Raw genomic sequence first — 17,898 nt, forward strand, 5'->3', positions numbered from 1 at the left:
TGTCTGCGCGTTATCCGCGCATCAGCGTCCGTGCGCATCCGCCGTTGGTCATGGGGGGGGAGAATCCGGCCGTCCTGCGTTGGTAGGGGCGCCGGCCCTGCGGTGCCTACCCGCGCAGCGACGATTCCCGCACCACCAGCTTCACCGGGATGCTCTGGCTGTCCACCGGCTGTCGCCCGATCAGGGCCAATAGGCGTTCCACCAGCAGCTGCCCAGCCTGCTTGGTGTCCTGCTGCACCGTGGTCAGCGCCGGGGATACCGAGGCCGCCAGCGGGATGTCGTCGAAGCCGGTCACCGCCACGTCCTGTGGCACCCGCAGGCCGGCCTCGCGCAGGGCCCGCATCGCGCCGATGGCGATCAGGTCGCTGGCGGCGCAGATCGCATCGATCGGTTCACCGCGTGCCAGCAGCGCCTGGCAGGCTTCCTGGCCGGACGCCTCGGTGGTGATCGCATCGTGCTGCAGTGCCGGTTCGGCGGCCAGGCCGTGGTCCTGCAGGGCCGCGACATGGCCGCGGTAGCGCTCCTGGAATTCGGGGTAATGGCTGGAGGCATGGCCGAGGAAGGCGATGCGGCGGCAGCCCTGCTGTAACAGGTGGGTGGTGATGTCATGCCCGCCCTGGAAGTTGTCGCTGCCGATCGACACGCCCGGCTGGCCGGGCAGCGCGGCGCCCCAGCGCACGAAGTGCGTGCCCTGTTCGACAAGCCGCTGCAGGCGATCGCGCGATTCGTGGTAGTCGCCGTAGCCGAGCAGGATGATGCCGTCGGCTTTGTTGCTGTCCTCGTAATCGGCCTGCCAGTCGGTGGACAGCTGCTGGAACGAGACCAGCAGGTCCTGCCCGTGCAGGGCGCAGGCGCGGGTGATCGAGCCGAGCATCGAATGGAAGAACGGGTTGATCAGCGAGTCGTCGTTGGTCGGGTCCTCGAAGAACAGCAGGGCCAGAGTGCCGGCATTGCGCAGGCGCAGGCTGGAGGCGTTCTTGTCGACCTTGTAGTTCAGCTCGCGGGCGATGCGCAGGATGCGCTCGCGGGTCTCGGCGTTGACCATCGGGCTGCCACGCAGGGCCCGCGACACGGTCGGCTGGGAGACCCCGGCCAGGTGGGCGATGTCCAGGGAGGTGGCTTTGCCTTTGATCGTCATGGGAACGCGGGAGGGGGCAGGGGGAGGAGCTTGGGCATGATGCCATGGGCAGACGCCAATCCCCCTCCGGATGTCCACCGAAGCGAGGGTAAGTCATTGCCGGACAAGGAAATCAGTTCAATCCTCCTGCGCGGCCGGGGTCTTCTGACCGGGCGGATGGCGGCGGCAATGCTAAGATGCATCGTTCTCGCATTCCCCCAAATTTCAACAGGGGCGGCCTCGCCTACTGCACCCCCGCCCGGGGCTGTGCTATCACTGGCGGTCTGCCCCTGGACAACGGACGAAGGTACCTATGGCGCGCGGCATCAACAAAGTCATCCTGGTCGGCAATCTCGGCAACGACCCGGACGTGAAGTACACCCAGGGCGGCATGGCGATCACCCGCATCAGCCTGGCCACCACCAGCGTCCGCAAGGACAAGGATGGCAACCAGCAGGAGCGCACCGAATGGCACCGCGTGGTGTTCTTCGGCAAGCTCGGCGAGATCGCCGGCGAGTACCTGCGCAAGGGCAGCTCGGTCTACGTCGAAGGCAGCCTGCGCTACGACAAGTACACCGGCCAGGACGGCGTGGAGAAGTACTCCACCGACATCATTGCCGATGAAATGCAGATGCTGGGCGGCCGCGGTGAAGGCGGCGGCGGCGGCGGTGGTGGCAACTACGGCGGCGATCGTCCGCAGCGCCAGCAGGCCCCGCGCCAGGAGTACGGCGGTGGCGGCGGCCAGCGTGGCGGCCAGGGTGGTGGTTATGGCAATCAGGGCGGCAACCAGGGTGGTGGCTACGGCAACCAGGGTGGCAACCAGCGCCCGCAGCCGCAGCAGGCGCCGCCGATGGACGACTTCGCTGACGACGATATTCCGTTCTGATCGAACGCTCGTTCGCAGCAGAAAAGAAAGCCCCGCTCATGCGGGGCTTTTCTTTTTGCGCGATGCCATCTGCGTTGTGCCTCGCACCATCAGTTTTTCGTGCACCGCGACTTGCAAACAGACAATTTCCTCCCCTATGGTGCAATCGATTGCATTGCTGTGAATCGTTGCGTTTGATACCGGTTGGGAGGCCGGAAGGTGGATGTCCATCCATTCGATCAGACCGGCTCCTTCGAGGGGGCTCACGCGGCGCGATGCGCTGCGCATCGCAGTTGCCGGCAGCATTGGCCTGGGGGCCGCGACAACCGCGGGCGCATTGCCCGCATTCGCCGCCACGGCGCCACTCAAGGGCAACCTGAAGCATTCCGTCGCACGCTGGACCTTCCCGCAGCTGTCCGTTGCCCAGCTCTGCACGACGGTGAAGGACATCGGCTTTGCCGCGATCGACCTGGTCGGCCCGGAAGACTGGCCCACGCTGCAGGCGAATGGCGTGTACAGCTCGATGTGCAACGGCGCGGAACTGGGCCTGACCAAGGGCTTTGCCGGCCGCGAGTTCCACGACCAGCTGGTGGAACGCTACACGCGGCACATCGATCTGGTCGCCGATGCCGGCTATCGAAACCTCATCTGCTTTTCCGGCAACCGCAACGGTATGGACCCGCAGGACGGCATGGCCAATGCCGAGGCTGGGCTCAAGCGCATCCTCGGACATGCCGAGAAGCGCGGCGTGGTGCTGGTGATGGAGCTGCTCAACTCCAAGGTCGATCATCGCGACTACCTGTGCGACCACTCTGCGTGGGGTGTAGAGCTGTGCCAGCGGCTCGGCTCGGACAATTTCGGCCTGCTCTACGACATCTACCACATGCAGATCATGGAGGGCGACATCATCGCCACCATCGGCAAGCATCACGCCTGCTTCAAGCACTACCACACCGCAGGCGTGCCCGGCCGGAACGAGATCGGAGACCAGCAGGAGCTCCACTATCCAGCCATCTGTCGCGCGATCCGCGACACCGGTTTCAAGGGGTATCTGGCGCAGGAATTCACGCCTGCAGCGCCCGATCCCGTTGCCTCATTGCGCGAGGCGATCCGCCTCTGCGACGTCTGAAACGATATCCACCCAGGTGAGAAACCCATGGCAGATAATCACTACGACGCCATTGTTGTTGGCTCGGGAATCAGTGGCGGTTGGGCGGCGAAGGAGCTGACCGAGAAGGGCCTGAAGGTCCTGATGCTGGAACGCGGGCGCAACATCGAGCACGTCAAGGACTACGTCAACGCGATGAAGGAGGCGTGGGATTTCCCGCACCGCAACCGGCCAACGCAGGCGATGAAGGCCGCCTTCCCGGTGCTGATGCGCGACTACGGCCTGGCCGAGAACCTGGAAGGAATGTGGGCCAACGAACAGGAATCGCCCTACATCGAGACCAAGCGCTTCGACTGGTTCCGTGGCTACCACGTCGGTGGTCGTTCCTTGATGTGGGGGCGGCAGAGCTATCGCTTCTCCGATCTGGATTTCGAGGCCAACCTCAAGGACGGCATCGCCACCGACTGGCCGATCCGCTACGCCGACATCGCGCCGTGGTACGACCACGTGGAGAAGTTCGCCGGCATCGCCGGCACGCGCGAAGGACTGGACGTGCTGCCGGACGGCGAGTTCCTGCCGCCGATTCCCCTGAACATCGTCGAGAAGGATGTGGCCGCGCGCATCAAGAAGGCCTTCGGCGGAACGCGGCACATGATCCACTCGCGCACTGCCAACATCACCCAGCCGATGCCCGAGCAGGGGCGCGTGAACTGCCAGTACCGCAACAAGTGCATCCTGGGCTGTCCCTTCGGTGCCTATTTCTCGACCCAGGCGGCGACGCTGCCAGCGGCGATGAAGACCGGCAATCTGACCTTGCGGCCGTTCTCGATCGTCAAGGAAGTGCTCTACGACAAGGACCGCAAGCGCGCGCGCGGCGTGGAGGTCATCGATGCCGAGACCGGGCAGACCTACCAGTACACGGCCAAGGCCATTTTCCTCAATGCATCGTCGTTCAACTCGACGTGGCTGCTGATGAATTCGGCCACCGACGTCTGGGACGGCGGGCTGGGCTCTTCGTCCGGCGAGTTGGGGCACAACGTGATGGACCATCATTTCGGGGCCGGTGCCTCGGGCCGGGTCGAGGGTTACGAAGACAAGTACTACTTCGGCCGCCGTCCCTGCGGCTTCTACATTCCGCGGTTCCGCAACGTCGCGGCCGACAAGCGTGGCTACCTGCGCGGGTTCGGCTACCAGGGCGGTGCCAGCCGCACCGGATGGTCGCGCGAGATCGCCGAGCTCAACATCGGTGCCGATCTGAAGGAGGCACTGACCGTGCCGGGTGACTGGCGCATCGGCATGACCGGGTTCGGTGAAATGCTGCCGCACCACGACAACACGATCCGCCTGGACCACGACCGCAAGGACAAATGGGGACTGCCGGTGCTGGCGATGGACGTGTCCATGCGCGCCAATGAACTGGCGATGCGCAAGGACATGGCCGCCGATGCCGCCGAGATGCTGGAGGCGGCCGGGGTCAAGGACGTGAAGATGCACGACAACGACTATGCCCCGGGCAAGGGCATCCACGAGATGGGGACCGCACGCATGGGACGTGACCGGAAGAGCTCGGTATTGAACCAGCACAACCAGGTCTGGGATGCACCCAATGTCTATGTGACCGACGGTGCCTGCATGACCTCCAGCGCCTGCGTGAATCCCTCGCTGACCTATATGGCGCTGACCGCGCGCGCGGCCGACCATGCGGTACGCGAACTGAAAGCGGGGAACCTCTGATGGATCGCCGCGAACTGTTGAAGATGATCGTTGCCGCTACCGGTGCGGCCATGGTTGGCCTGCCTGCGCTGGTGCATGGCAAGGTGCCGGCTGCCGGGGCGATGCCCGCGTTCTCCGATGCCGACATCGGCATGCTGGACGAGATCGCCGAAACCATCCTGCCGCGGACAAGGACGCCCGGGGCCAAGGACGCGGGTGCCGGTGCGTTCATGGCGACGTTCGTCAGCGACTGTTACACCGCCCGGCAGCAGGCGACGTTCCGCGCCGGCCTGGCCGACATCGACACGCGCGCCGGTGGCCGTTTCGTATCGCTCACGCCGGAAGCCCGCACCGGGTTGCTGCGAACGCTGGACGCCGAAGCCAAGGCACGCAATGCCGACGTGACCGAGACCGGCACTCCCGAGGAAGGCGAGGCCATGCCGCATTACTTCACGATGATCAAGCAGCTGGCCATCTTCGGCTTCTTCACTTCAAAGGTCGGGGCGACCGGTGTGCTGCAGTACGTCGCCGTGCCGGGCCGCTACGACGGTGACCTGGCCTATGTCCCCGGTACGCCCGCGTGGGGGACCAGCTGATGGACGCCACCCTGATGCTCCGCCCTGCGTTGATCACGGCCGGCCTGCTGGCCGCTGCATCCGCATTCGCTCACGACGGCGCCGACGCTGCGCGTGACCCGAAGAAGACCGAAGTGTGGACGCCCGTGCCCGCAGTCGTGGCCACGCCGCCAGGCAAGGCCCCCTCCGATGCCATCGTGCTGTTCGATGGCAAGGATGTCTCGGCGTGGGAGGCAGAGCAGGGCGGGCGCGTGCCCTGGACGGTTGCCGATGGCGCCATGACCGTCGTTCCGGGCAGCAAGGGCATCCGCACCCGGCAACGCTTCTGCGATGTCCAGCTGCATGTCGAATGGCGTACCCCCACCGAGACGAAGGGCTTCGACGGCCAGAACCGGGGCAACAGCGGCATCTTCCTGCAGGAACTGTACGAGCTGCAGGTGCTCGACAGTTACAACAACCCGACGTATGCCAACGGCCAGGCGGGTTCGATCTACAAGCAGGCCATGCCACGGGTGAACGCCTCGCGCGCACCGGGCCAGTGGCAGGTCTACGACATCATCTGGAAGGCGCCGCGCTTCTCGCAGGGCGGCGGCCTGACGTCCCCCGCGCGCATCACCGTGCTGCACAACGGCGTACTCGTGCAGGACGACACCGTGCTGGCAGGCAGGACCGAGTACATCGGTGCGCCTTCGTACGCACCCCATGCGTGCGCGCCGCTCTATCTGCAGGAGCATGACTCCAGGGTCAGCTACCGCAACATCTGGGTGCGCGAACTGTAGCGGCACGCGGCCGGCGTGGTCGCCGGCCGCCTACTTCGCCAGATAGCTGGCGAGGTCGTCGATCTCCTGCTGCGACAGCTGGGCAAAGGGCGGCATCAATCCTCCGCCCTTCCTGATCTTGTCCTTGACCTGGGCGGGCTGAAGCCGCTTGCCGACGTCGGTGAGCGCCGGGAAGGTCGGCGGTACGCCGGCGCGTTCAGCACCGTGGCAGGCAGTGCAGTGCTGGGCATAGAGTTTCGCGCCGGCGGCAGGATCGTCCTTGGCCCGGGCTGCCGTTGAAGTGCTCATGCCGCCCAGAGCCAGGGCCAGGGCCAGGATCATCTTCATGTGGGGCTCCTTGATGCGTCAGCGCCGTGCACGGGTGGGCACGTTGGCGGGCAGGTGTTCACGCAGGTAGTCCGCGCCGGTCTGGATGACCTTGGCCGGGTCGCGTGGCTGGTCGTGTTCGACGATGTACCACTGCACCTTGGCCGCCGCAGCGGCGGGCAGGATCGCGTTCCAGTCCAGCACGCCCTGGCCCACCGCGGCGAATCCGCCTTCATCCTGGGCCTGGCCCTTCGGCGCATTGTCCTTGGCGTGCACCGCAAACACGCGTCCACGGAATTTTCCCAGCATCACCGCCGGGTCCAGGCCCGCGCGTGCAACCCAGGCCAGGTCCAGCTCGGTCTGCAGGTCGGGCCCGGCCGCTGCGAACAGCAGCTCCAGCCCGGTCTGACCGTCGAAGTCGGCCAGCTCGAAATCGTGGTTGTGATAGGCCAGGCGCATGCCCTTGCCGCGCACCTGCTTGGCGATGCGGCCCAGCTCCTTGCCCAATGCGGTCCAACCCGCGGCATCGGTTGGGCGGTCCTTCTGGTCCAGGTAAGGCACCACCAGCGTGCTGTTGCCGATCGACCGGTTGAACGTCACCACACCATCCAGGTTGCCCCGCAGCTCGGCCAGTGGCACGTGCGACGAAACCGCCTTGATCGAATACCGGTCCAGCAGCTGCTTGAGTTCGGTGGCGCTGGTGTTCTGCGTACCGACCGTTTCCACCGCACGGACGCCCGCGTCGTGGACGATCTTCAACTGCTGATCGAGCGAGCCTGCATTGCGCAGGGTGTACATCTGCACCGCGATCGGCTTCTGCGTGGTGGCGGCTTCGCTCGCGAAGACGGGCAGGGCAGCGAGCAGCAGGATGAGACTTGCACTTCTACGGAAAAGAGCTTTCATCAACAGATCCTCCCGGAATTCAACCGATGGTGGTCCAGGCACGTGACCTGGCTGATGCAATGACGCGATCGACGATCCGTGCCGAGCGCAGGCCGTCTTCGAAGGTGGGCAGGCCCTGCGGCCGCTCGCCTTCAATGGCGCGATAGGTGTCGGCGACAAACGCCTCGAAACACTGAGCGTAGCCCTGTGCATGCCCGGCCGGTAGCACGGAAAGGCGGCGTTGTTCGGCGCTGCCGGCACCGGGGCCGCGCATGAAGGTTTCCTCGCGCTGATCGGGCAGGCCGATCCAGAGTCGTTCGGCATCCTCCTGGTTGAAGGCCACGCTGGCCTTGGCACCATCGATCTCGAACCAGAGGCGGTTGTGGCGTCCGGCCGAGACCTGGCTGACCGTCAATGACGCCAGCGTGCCGGCGCCGGTCCTGAACATCGCTGCGGCCACGTCTTCGCTGGTGACAGCCTGCATCGCGCTGGCGGCCGTTGGCGTGCTGAAGCTCTGCCCGCTGACGGCGCCACGCTCGGCGATTACCGTGGAGAACGCCGCGTTCACTTCGGCGAAGCCCTCGCCACTGACCCATTCGACCAGGTCGCACCAGTGCGAACCGATGTCGGCGAACACGCGCGACGTGCCTCCCAGCGCGGGGTCCACGCGCCAGTTGTTGCTGGCCGGATCCAGCAGCCAGTCCTGCAGGTAGCTGCCGTGGATCAGGTGCAACGGCCCCAGATCGCCCTGGGCGATGCGTGCGCGCGCCTCCCGGACCACTGGGTGGTAGCGGTAGACGAAGGGCACCGTGGCAACCAATCCGGTCGATGCGGCCAGCGCCGCCAGCGCCTGTGCATCATCCAGCGTCGTCGCCAGCGGTTTCTCGCAGATCACGTGCTTGCCGGCTTCCAGCGCAGCCTGTGCCATGGCGCGGTGCAGATGGTTGGGCGTGCACACGTGCACGACCTGTACCTGCGGATCGGCGATCACCTCCTCGATATCCCGGTAGGCGCGCGGGACATTCCAGGACTGCGCGGCCTCATGCGCGCGCTGCGCTGACGAGGCGGCTACGCCGCGCACCTCGGCACCGGCCAGTAGTGCCGCACGACGATGCACTGCACCGATCATGCCGGCGCCGACGATGGCGATTCCAAGCTTGGGCATCGACGGGGATCCTCAGGGTGTGGAGGGCGCGGCCGTGACCGTCGGCCGGTCGCGGAACCGCAGCAGGAAGGCGATCAACACCACCAGTGCAACGCCGGCCGGGAACAGCCAGATCTGCTGCCAGTCGGGGCCGGCCTCGGTGGTGAAGTGCTCCACCACCGCGCCGGACAGGAAGGTGCCGATCAGCATTCCCACGCCGTAGGTAGCCAGGGTGATGAAGCCCTGTGCGCTGCTGCGCGCGGCGGGGCCGGCATGCGCATCGGTGTAGATCTGGCCGGTGACGAAGAAGAAGTCGTAGCAGATGCCGTGCAGCACGATGCCGATCACCAGCAGCGAGAAGCCGCTGCCCGCATCGCCGAAGGCGAACATGGCGTAGCGCACCACCCAGGCGGCCATGCCGACCGCCAGCATGGTCTTCACCCCCAGCCGCACGAACAGGAACGGCATGGCCAGCATGAGCAGCACTTCGGAGACCTGGCCCAGCGACTGCAGGCCTGCTGCGCCGCGCACGCCCAGGTCGTTGAGATACGGATTGGTGAAGTTGTAGTAGAACGACAGCGGAATGCAGATGGCGATGGACGCCAGGAAAAACACCAGGTAGGCGCGCGACTTCAGCAGTCGCAACGAATCCAGCCCCAGGATCTGCCCCAGTCCGGCATCGCGCTGCTGCGCCAGCGGTGGCGTGTGCGGCAGGGTGAATGCATACAGGCCCAGCACCAGCGATGCCAGCGCGGCCATGCGGAAGGTCAGTTCAAGCCGATGGGCCTGTTCCCAGCCCAGCCAGCCGATCAGCACACCGGCGATGATCCAGCCGATGCTGCCGGCCACGCGTACCAGCGGGAACTGTTTCTCGGGCGACTGCATGTGCCGCATCGCCACGCTGTTGGCCAGTGCCAATGTCGGCATGAACAGCAGCATGTAGCCCATCACGCAGGCCGAGAACACGCTGAAGCTGGTGGCGGTGGACGCCAGCCACATCAGCACCGCGCCGGCCAGGTGCAGCACCGCAAGGATGCGCTGCGCCGCGAAGTAGCGGTCGGCGATCAGGCCGACCAGGAACGGCGCCACGATGGCGCCGATGGACTGGCTGAGGAAGGCGGTGGCCACCTGGCTCGCGCTGGCCTGCAGCGGGCCCTGCACCAGGTAGGTTCCGAGGGTGACGAACCACGCCCCCCAGATGAAGAACTGCAGAAACATCATCGCGCCCAGGCGCGACATGGCGTGCGTCATGGCTTGCCCTCCCGGGGCGGTCTTGGCTCAGATTCCCAGCATGCGGTGCAGTGATGCGGCGTCCGTGCCACTGTCGGCAAAGTCGTCGAAGGCGCGTTCGGTCACGCGGATGATGTGGTCGCGGATGAAGGCGGCACCCTCGCGTGCGCCGTCCTCGGGGTGCTTCAGGCAGCATTCCCATTCCAGTACCGCCCAGCCGGGGAAGTCGTACTGGGCGAACTTCGAGAAGATCGCCTTGAAGTCGATCTGGCCATCACCGAGCGAACGGAAGCGGCCCGGACGCTCGATCCAGTCCTGGTAGCCGCCATACACGCCGCTGCTTGCGCTGGGGCGATACTCCGCGTCCTTGACGTGGAAGATGCCGATGCGCGCGTGGTAGCGGTCGATGAAACCCAGGTAGTCCATCTGCTGCAGCAGCAGGTGGCTGGGGTCGTACAGGATCTTGGCGCGGGGGTGATGATCCACCACATCGAGGAAGCGTTCGAAGGTCGCGCCATCGTGCAGGTCCTCACCCGGGTGGATCTCGAAGCAGAGATCCACGCCGCAGGCATCGAAGGCATCGAGGATCGGGCGCCAGCGGCGGCCGAGTTCGGCGAAGGCTTCTTCCACCAGTCCCGGTGGGCGCTGCGGCCAGGGATAGAAATAGGGCCAGGCCAATGCGCCGGAGAACGTGGCATGCGCGGTCAGCCCCAGCCGCTGGCTGGCTTTGGCGGCCAACAGAAGCTGCTCCACCGCCCAGGCCTGGCGGGCGGCGGGATCGCCACGCTTGTCCGCGGGTGCGAATCCGTCGAACAAGCTGTCGTAGGCCGGATGGACCGCGACCAGCTGCCCCTGCAGATGGGTGGACAGCTCGGTGATCTGCACGCCATGACCGGCCAGCATGCCGGCGAGGTCGTCGCAGTACGCCTGGCTGCGCGCGGCCTCGGCCAGATCGAACAGGTGGGGCGCCGTGGTGGGGACTTGTACGCCAGAATAGCCCAGACCCGCAGCCCATCCGGCCAGCGTGTCCAGCCGATCAAAAGGAGCCGTGTCGCCGATGAACTGCGCCAGGAACAGCGCTGGACCCTTGAGCGTCTTCAACGTGATTCGCCCTCGATGCAATCGATTGCATTATCCTAGCAGGGGCTTACGCAGGACCTGTTGTGCAGTGCACAGCGGGCGGGAGAACTAACGCCATGGCCACCATCTACGACATCGCAAAGCACGTCGGCGTCTCCGCCGGCACCGTGTCGCGTGCACTTTCGCGGCCGGACAAAGTGCTGCCGGCCACGCGCGCGCGCATCGAGCAGGCCGCCGCGGCGTTGGGCTACGTGCCCAACACGGTTGCCCGAACGCTCAAGACCCAGCGCAGCGGCAAGATCCTGGTCACGGTGCCGGATATCGCCAACCCGTTCTTCGCGCAGATCCTGCAGGGCGCGGAAGACGCCGCGCAGGCTGTCGGCTATGCGGTGCTGCTGGGCGATACGCAGGACCAACCCGACCGCGAGGAGCGCTACGCGCAGATGCTCCGGCGCAACGAGGCCGACGGCATGATCGTGCTTGGCCATCGCCTGCCACCGACGGCGTGCGAGATTGTCCAGCAGAGGGGGGCTGCCGCGCCGGTGGTCAACGGCTGCGAGTTCGATCCCGCGCTGGGCCTGCCCAGTGTTCACATCGATAATGCCGCCGCCGCACGCGCCGTCATGGAGCACTTGTACGCACTGGGCCATGAACGGATCGCCGTGGTCGGTGGGCCGCCGGACAATCCCCTGCACCAGCAGCGCCTGGAAGGGGTGCGGGCGGCCGGCAAGGCGCGTGGCCGCCTGCGCCAGCTGAGCATCGTGCCCGGGGATTTTTCAGTGGAATCCGGCCATGCGGCTGCCATGGCGCTGCTGGACGGCACGTCCGCACCAACGGCGATCTTCTGCTTCAGCGACCAGATGGCGCTGGGCACCCTGGCGGCCTGCCGGGAGCTGGGCATCCGCGTGCCGGAAGACCTGTCCATCGTCGGCTTTGATGATCTGGCGTCTTCCCGCTACCTCACGCCGCCGCTGACGACCATCCGGCAGCCGATGCGGGAAATCGGCGCGCGCGCGGTCAACCTGCTGCTCGCCATCATCGAACAGGTGGATGTTCCGCTTCAACAGACGCTGGATTTCAGCCTGATGGTGCGGGGATCGACGGCTGCGCCCCGACGCAGGTGACCACGGGGTGGGGCCGCGGGAGGGTGGCAGCCGGCCCGCGCGATATCGTGCAACCTTGATCCCGAATTGACGCAAAGCTGTCAGACTCATCGCAGGCAGCCCGGCAAGGGCCGTAGCAGCAGGTGCGATCGCGCAAGGGGGGCGGCAATGCCATTCTTCACCGATTCGGCGGAAGGCGCGGTCGAAGGCATTGGCGCGGCACGTCGCATCGGCTGGATGCGTTTCGTCGGCAATGGACTGGGAGCGATCCCCATCGCCTCGATCATGCTTGAACGCCAGGATGGCGGGCTGGCGTGGGTCCTGCTGCTGCTCAACGCGCTGGCGTGGCCGGCACTGGCATTGCTGCTGACCCAGCGCTCCCGCCAGCCGGCGGTCGTCCAGTTCCGTTGCATGGTGGCCGACTCCTTCTTCGGCGGTGGCTGGATCGCCTTCATGGCGTTGAGCGCGGTGCCCAGCGCACTGTTCGCCGCGCTGCTGGTGGCCGACAAGATCGCTGCCGGTGGCGTGCGCCTGGCGATGCGCGCCACGCTGGCCCTGCTGCTGGGCTTCGCACTCACCTGGTGGTTGCTCGGCTTCCCTTACCAGCCGGTCACCTCGCAGCGCACGATCGTGCTGAGTGTCCCGTTCCTGTTCGTGTATGGCATCGGCCTCAGCATTCTCAGCTGGCAGCTGGCGCGCCGGGTCAAATCGCAGAACCGTCAGCTGCAGCGGCTCAGCCGGATGGACCCGCTGGTCGAGCTGGCCAACCGTGGCTTCCTTATCCTGCGTGCGCAGCAGGCGCTGGACCGGGCCCAGGGCCAGGGCGGCTTTGCCTGCCTGCTGATGCTCGATGTGGATGATTTCAAGCGCATCAATGACTCGCATGGCCACCGCGCCGGTGACGAGGTGCTGCGGCATATCGCGGCGACATTGCGCACCTTTGCCCGGCCCGGTGATACGCCCGCGCGGCTGGGGGGCGATGAGTTCGTGGTGCTGCTGCGCGACTGCGCGCCCGTCGATGCGATGCACGTGGCCGAGCGGGTGCGCCTGCACCTGCTGGAGGCCGCGCGGCAGGCTACGCCGGGCGTGGAGTTCAGCGTGAGTATCGGCATTGCCGCGACGCCGCGTGGCGGTAGTGTCGAGGACTGGTTGGCACTGGCCGACCGCGCGCTCTACCACGCCAAGCGGCAGGGCAAGAACACAGCCAGCTACGGCGAGTGAGTGCGGCACGGCTGCCGCCGAACGAGGCCGAAACGCCCGTTCATCCTGCACGCGGAATCGGCACGCCAATCCTCTACCATGGGCCACCCCGCCCGGACGCGCCGCCCATGCAAGACGCCCTCGTTGCCCAGCCCAAGCCCCCCGTTGCGAGGATCGCGGCTTGGCTGATGATGCTGTTGGGCATGTGGCTGGCGCTGAAGCTCGGCCTGGTGGTGACGCTGCTGTCGGGCCTGCTGGTGTTCCAGCTGACCCATGTGCTGGCGTCCACTGTGGAAGGCAGGCTGCCGCCGGGACGGGCGCGGGCGATCGCGGTGATCGTGCTGTCGGCGATCATCATCAGCGCGCTGGTGCTGGCCGGGATCGGTGTGGCGTCGTTCTTCCGCAACGAGACCGGTGGGCCGGACGCGCTGCTGGCACGGCTGATGGATATCCTCAATTCGTCGCGCCACCAGGTTCCAGCGCTGCTGCAGCCGTATATCCCCGAGGACATGCCGGCGCTGCGTGCGGCGCTGAATGACTGGGCCGCCGAGCACCAGCGCCAGCTGGGCGTGGCCGGTACCTCGGTGGTTCAGGTGGGTGTACGCGTACTGATCGGCATGGTGCTGGGCGCGATGATCGCGCTGTACGACGAACTGCCGCTGCCGACGATGGGGCCGCTGGCGCAGGAGCTGATCGGGCGCACCAGCCGCCTGGCCACCGCGTTCCGCCAGGTGGTGTTCGCGCAGGTGAAGATCTCCCTGCTCAACACCCTTTTCACCGCCATCTTCCTGCTGGGCGTGCTGCCGTTGTTCGGCGTGCACCTGCCCCTTTCCAAGACGCTGGTGCTGATCACCTTCATCGCCGGCCTGCTGCCGGTGGTGGGCAACATCATCTCCAACACCATCATCAGCATCGTCGCGTTGTCGGTCTCGTTCTATGTGGCCGTGGCCGCGCTGTTGTACCTGATCGTGATCCACAAGCTGGAGTACTTCCTCAATGCGCGCATCGTCGGTGGCGAGATCCAGGCGCGTGCCTGGGAGCTGCTGCTGGCCATGCTGGTGATGGAGGCGGCGTTCGGCCTGCCGGGCCTGGTCGCCGCGCCGGTGTTCTATGCCTACGTGAAGCGCGAACTGGTCGACCAGCGCTGGATCTGACGCGGCTGGGCATGACGTATTTGTCCCGGTTCGAATGTCCGCGCGGCCTTGTCGGTGCGTTCGCGGTCGGCAGGGTATACCCACCGCCACGGTTGGCCCGCGAGTGGCTTGGCGCCTGTGTAGCCGGCCGTTACAGTGTTCGGCACTACAGGGGAAATGTGCATGGCCCGCAAGGCGTCGCCCATCGGATTGCGGACCTGGGTCTGGATCCTGGCTGGGCTGTTCGTAGTCTGTACGCTGCCGCTGATGGCCATCGCACTGGTGCAGGGCACGCTGCGCTTCACGGCCGCCGAGGACAACCTGGCCAGCCTGCGCCAGCTGCGGCAGACCTTCGACCTGGCCAACCTGGTGTCGGCCGAACGCGGCCCCGCCAACAGCCTGCTGGGCGCCGACCCGGCCGATGCGGCCGAGCAGGCACCGCTGGCCGCGCAGCTGGCGGCCGCGCGCAAGCGGGTCGACGCTGCCCTGCTGCAGCTGGACACCGTGTTCAAGGCTGATCCGGGAGTGGTCGACGAGCATGGGCTGCTGGCCGACGCGCAACGTCGCCTGCAATCGGCGCGGGCTGCGGTCGACCGGGTCGTGGCGCAGCCCCATGACGCACGCCGCGTGGAGGAGGTGGAGCGTGCGATCAGTGGCATGTTCGCCGTGGTCGATCGCCTGCACCTGCTGACCTCGGCACAGATCAACGTGCTGGTCAGCGCCGACCGTGAAGCAGCGATTCCGGCGATGCAGGGCCAGGTGCTGATCGATCTTCGCGAGCATGGTGGCCGCCTGGCCTCGAATGTGATGGCGCCGGTGGCGGTGCCAGGGGCATGGCGGGAGGAACAGGTACGCGCTGCACTGCAGACCGAGGGTCGCCTGTTGGAGCTGTGGCGGTTGGCGGGCAGCCACGAGTCGGTGTTCCGCAGTGACCCTGAATTGTCATGGCACTGGGACATGGCGCGTCGGCAGTTCTTCGGCGAATCGCTGCCGATGATCGAGCAGTTGATCGAAGATGGCCGCCGAGGCCTGCCGCCGCAATGGACCGCCGCCGAATTCACCACGCGCTACGTGCCGACCCTGCAGTCGCTTGAGGCGCTGCGTGATGGCTACCTGAGCGTGTCCATCGCCCGCTTTGAACGCACCCGCAATCGCGAGGTCATGCGCCTGGCCGTGCTGGTGGCGACCGCGCTGGGCACACTGGTGGTGCTGGGCGTGGCATTGCGCATTGCCCACCGGCAGATCCTGCAGCCGTTGCTGCAGGCGCAGGCGCAGGTGATCCAGCTTGCGTCGGATGCACCCGGTCCGGAGCAGCATGTCACCCACCCGCTGGCCGAGATGCAGCGCTTGTTCGACGCCATCGAAGTACTGCGTGAGAAATCGCGCGAGCGCTCGGCACTGACCAGCGAGCTGCGCCAGCTCGCTGGCACCGACGAGCTGACCGGATTGTTGAACCGGCGCGCGCTGGATGAGGTGGTGCAGCAGAGACACGCGGGGGGCGATGCAAGCGCCGTGGTGATCCTGCTGGACGTGGATCGCTTCAAGGCGATCAACGATGGCCATGGTCATGATGCCGGCGACGAAGTGCTGGTGCGGGTGGCGCAGTTGTTGCGGCACCACCTGCGCCGCAGCGACAGCATCGCCCGTTATGGCGGCGAGGAATTCCTGGTGCTGCTGGCCGACGGTGATCTGGCCGGTGGCCGGCAGCTGGCCGAGTCATTGCGATTGGCCCTGCAGCAGATGGACATCGCGCTGGCCGGCGGCACCGTGCTGCGGGTGACCGCCAGTTTCGGCGTGGCCGAGGGCGGCACCGACGCGCTGGGCTGGCGCACCCTGCTGCGTGCCGCCGATGCGGCCATGTACCGGGCCAAGGCGCAGGGGCGTGATCGGGTACGGGTGGCGGGCGGCGGTCGCATCACGCGCTGAGGGCAAGCCTCAGCTGATGCGTGCATGCACCCGCCGCAGCGTCCGCGCGATCATCCGGCGCGCGATCGGACGTGGTACCGACAAGCCACGCCAGCGCAGCGCACCCACCCGGAAGGTGGCGGTGGCGGTGGCCAGTACGTTGCCTGCCGGGTCAGTCAGCCAGCCACGCGTGAAGGCGATGCTCCCCTTGCTGTGCTCGACTTCGCCCCAACCGATGATGCGCCCTGGTCGTGCCGGACTGACGAAACTGGTCTTGGATTCCACCGTGACCGCGATGCGGTTGGCGGGCAGTGTGGCGTAGATCGCCGGCCCCATGCAGTCATCCAGCATCGCTGACAGGAAACCGCCCTGCACGTTGCCCATCGGGTTGGTCAGCATCGGCCCGGCGTCGAACTCGACATGGATGCGGCGCAGTGCGTCGTCGTAGTCGACGAATCGCCAGCCGAGCAGGGTGCCCGCCTGGGAGGGCGGCAGATCACCGTCGACCACGCTGTAGAAGATCGATTCGGGATTCATGGGAGCCTCGATGGAGGGATAGGAGGGAGCACGCATCAGGACAGTGCCAACAGGGCCAGCACGAATCCGATGACCGATAGCAGCACCACCGCGGCGCCGGCGGGCACCGGTGTACGCGCACCGGTGCGTCGCCGCACGCCGGAAGCGACCAGTAGCGGCGGTACGGTGGCGAACAGGCAGAACAGCTGGAAGGCCAGCAGTTGCGGCAGCGCGAAGTGTCCGCCGAAGAAGATCAGCCAGGCCAACATCACGCCGGCGCCGGCCAGTGCGATCCAACCGGCGCCGACCACGCGGATGAGTGCCATCAGCAGCAACTGCATGCGCGGTTCGACCTCCTTCCATGGCAGGCCCACGGCCTGGCCGTGGTAGGGCATGAAGTCCGAGCGTTTCAGGTAGGCCGCAGCAAACAGCGAGACAATGAAGAACGCCAACAGGTAGCAGCCGAACGCGAGCCAGGCGAACAGGTCCATGTGGGGGCCATGCGGTTGCGGAGGGGAGCCCCGGTGATGCCGGCGGCCATGCCGGATGCATCGCGAGGTTGCGCGATTCTCGGGCAATGCCCTGTTAGAGGCGTGTCGCGGCGTGGAGGACCGTTCCTCCATCCGCTGTTAACGCGGGTGTGGTGGTGAGGAATGCGTCACGCACGTGCCATGCGCCCTATCTCGTTTTCTGTGAAGAGGTCGCAACTGCCCATCCACGCTTCGGTCACCGCCCTGCGCAGACGCTGGGACTCCATCCGACGAGGGAAGACGACATGACCCAGCTCACCCTGCCTGAACTGTCCAGGAAAATGGCCGGCATCGATTTCACGATGCTGCAGACCCACGCCGGCGGAGAGATTGCCGGTCGTCCGATGAGCAACAACGGCGACGTGGACTATGACGGTGACAGCTGGTTCTTCACCACCGAAGACACCGACATGGTGTGCGAGATTGAAGCTGACCCCGCCGTCGCGTTGGGTTTTTCCGGCAGCAAGTCGCTGCTGGGCAAGCCACCGTTGTTCGTCCACGTGCAGGGCAGGGCAGCGCTGGTGCGCGACCGGGCCACGATGAGCCAGCACTGGGTGAAGGACCTGGAGCGATGGTTCGAACAGGGCGTGGATACACCGGGACTGGTGCTGATTCACGTGCGCGCCAGCCGCATCCACTACTGGGATGGCGAGGACGAGGGCGAAATCGTGATCTGAGCGGAACCGTGCAGCGCCCGGCGCATCGCGTTCCA

At 66.4% G+C, this 17,898-nt stretch carries 18 protein-coding genes; 10 read left to right on the top strand and 8 right to left on the bottom strand.

Annotation, left to right across the window (positions count from 1 at the left end; translation table 11 throughout):
* Positions 1-106 precede the first annotated feature (106 nt).
* Positions 107-1,138, bottom strand: coding sequence for a LacI family DNA-binding transcriptional regulator (locus AC5P99_RS11265; RefSeq protein WP_014646297.1), 1,032 nt, complete (start codon positions 1,136-1,138; stop codon positions 107-109).
* Between the two features lie 292 nt (positions 1,139-1,430).
* Between AC5P99_RS11265 and AC5P99_RS11270 the strand changes: the two genes are divergently transcribed.
* From AC5P99_RS11270 to AC5P99_RS11290, 5 genes are all read left to right on the top strand, one after another.
* Positions 1,431-2,003: a single-stranded DNA-binding protein gene (locus AC5P99_RS11270; protein WP_005408464.1), complete on the top strand. Its 573-nt coding sequence runs from the start codon at positions 1,431-1,433 to the stop codon at positions 2,001-2,003.
* Positions 2,004-2,205: 202 nt separating this feature from the next.
* Entirely contained in the window at positions 2,206-3,111 is a 906-nt protein-coding gene (locus tag AC5P99_RS11275; protein WP_088436898.1) for a hydroxypyruvate isomerase family protein, read from the top strand.
* Between the two features lie 27 nt (positions 3,112-3,138).
* Positions 3,139-4,824 (top strand): GMC oxidoreductase, encoded by a 1,686-nt coding sequence (locus tag AC5P99_RS11280; RefSeq protein WP_495213164.1) that lies wholly within the window; start codon positions 3,139-3,141, stop codon positions 4,822-4,824.
* Complete coding sequence (locus tag AC5P99_RS11285; RefSeq protein ID WP_005412559.1) at positions 4,824-5,399, top strand: gluconate 2-dehydrogenase subunit 3 family protein; 576 nt, start codon at positions 4,824-4,826, stop codon at positions 5,397-5,399. Before AC5P99_RS11280 ends, AC5P99_RS11285 begins: the two co-directional genes overlap by 1 nt.
* Positions 5,399-6,157 (top strand): 3-keto-disaccharide hydrolase, encoded by a 759-nt coding sequence (locus AC5P99_RS11290; protein ID WP_049448744.1) that lies wholly within the window; start codon positions 5,399-5,401, stop codon positions 6,155-6,157. The genes AC5P99_RS11285 and AC5P99_RS11290 overlap by 1 nt, the downstream gene beginning before the upstream one ends.
* A gap of 30 nt (positions 6,158-6,187) precedes the next feature.
* Here AC5P99_RS11290 and AC5P99_RS11295 read toward each other — a convergent pair whose 3' ends face one another.
* The 5 genes from AC5P99_RS11295 to AC5P99_RS11315 are packed head-to-tail and all read right to left on the bottom strand — an operon-like array spanning position 6,188 to position 10,820.
* Entirely contained in the window at positions 6,188-6,484 is a 297-nt protein-coding gene (locus AC5P99_RS11295) for a c-type cytochrome (RefSeq protein ID WP_012479397.1), read from the bottom strand.
* A gap of 18 nt (positions 6,485-6,502) precedes the next feature.
* Entirely contained in the window at positions 6,503-7,366 is an 864-nt protein-coding gene (locus AC5P99_RS11300) for a sugar phosphate isomerase/epimerase family protein (protein ID WP_108270290.1), read from the bottom strand.
* Between the two features lie 19 nt (positions 7,367-7,385).
* Entirely contained in the window at positions 7,386-8,510 is a 1,125-nt protein-coding gene (locus tag AC5P99_RS11305) for a Gfo/Idh/MocA family protein (protein WP_049448660.1), read from the bottom strand.
* A 12-nt stretch (positions 8,511-8,522) separates the two neighbouring features.
* The gene (locus AC5P99_RS11310; RefSeq protein WP_495213165.1) at positions 8,523-9,740 is read right to left on the bottom strand and encodes a nucleoside permease; all 1,218 of its coding nucleotides are present in this window, start codon (positions 9,738-9,740) and stop codon (positions 8,523-8,525) included.
* A gap of 27 nt (positions 9,741-9,767) precedes the next feature.
* The gene (locus AC5P99_RS11315) at positions 9,768-10,820 is read right to left on the bottom strand and encodes a sugar phosphate isomerase/epimerase family protein (protein WP_032966485.1); all 1,053 of its coding nucleotides are present in this window, start codon (positions 10,818-10,820) and stop codon (positions 9,768-9,770) included.
* Between the two features lie 95 nt (positions 10,821-10,915).
* Here AC5P99_RS11315 and AC5P99_RS11320 point away from each other — a divergent pair, with 95 nt between their 5' ends.
* From AC5P99_RS11320 to AC5P99_RS11335, 4 genes are all read left to right on the top strand, one after another.
* A complete protein-coding gene (locus AC5P99_RS11320; protein ID WP_099605569.1) occupies positions 10,916-11,923 on the top strand; it encodes a LacI family DNA-binding transcriptional regulator in 1,008 nt (335 codons plus the stop codon).
* Between the two features lie 147 nt (positions 11,924-12,070).
* Positions 12,071-13,123 carry a sensor domain-containing diguanylate cyclase gene (locus tag AC5P99_RS11325; protein ID WP_005408484.1) on the top strand — a complete coding sequence of 351 codons (1,053 nt, stop codon included), beginning with the start codon at positions 12,071-12,073 and terminating at the stop codon, positions 13,121-13,123.
* 107 nt (positions 13,124-13,230) lie between these two features.
* A complete protein-coding gene (locus AC5P99_RS11330; protein WP_032966486.1) occupies positions 13,231-14,256 on the top strand; it encodes an AI-2E family transporter in 1,026 nt (341 codons plus the stop codon).
* Between the two features lie 162 nt (positions 14,257-14,418).
* On the top strand, positions 14,419-16,161 hold the full coding sequence (locus AC5P99_RS11335; RefSeq protein ID WP_049448668.1) for a GGDEF domain-containing protein: 1,743 nt from the start codon (positions 14,419-14,421) through the stop codon (positions 16,159-16,161).
* Between the two features lie 9 nt (positions 16,162-16,170).
* Here the strand turns inward: AC5P99_RS11335 and AC5P99_RS11340 are convergent, their stop codons facing one another.
* Positions 16,171-16,677 carry a PaaI family thioesterase gene (locus tag AC5P99_RS11340; protein WP_049448670.1) on the bottom strand — a complete coding sequence of 169 codons (507 nt, stop codon included), beginning with the start codon at positions 16,675-16,677 and terminating at the stop codon, positions 16,171-16,173.
* Positions 16,678-16,712: 35 nt separating this feature from the next.
* Positions 16,713-17,147: a hypothetical protein gene (locus AC5P99_RS11345; protein WP_049448672.1), complete on the bottom strand. Its 435-nt coding sequence runs from the start codon at positions 17,145-17,147 to the stop codon at positions 16,713-16,715.
* 284 nt (positions 17,148-17,431) lie between these two features.
* Between AC5P99_RS11345 and AC5P99_RS11350 the strand changes: the two genes are divergently transcribed.
* A complete protein-coding gene (locus AC5P99_RS11350) occupies positions 17,432-17,863 on the top strand; it encodes a pyridoxamine 5'-phosphate oxidase family protein (protein ID WP_495213166.1) in 432 nt (143 codons plus the stop codon).
* The last annotated feature ends 35 nt before the right edge of the window (positions 17,864-17,898 follow it).

It is taken from the genome of Stenotrophomonas sp. YJH_SMC_80 (assembly GCF_059372495.1).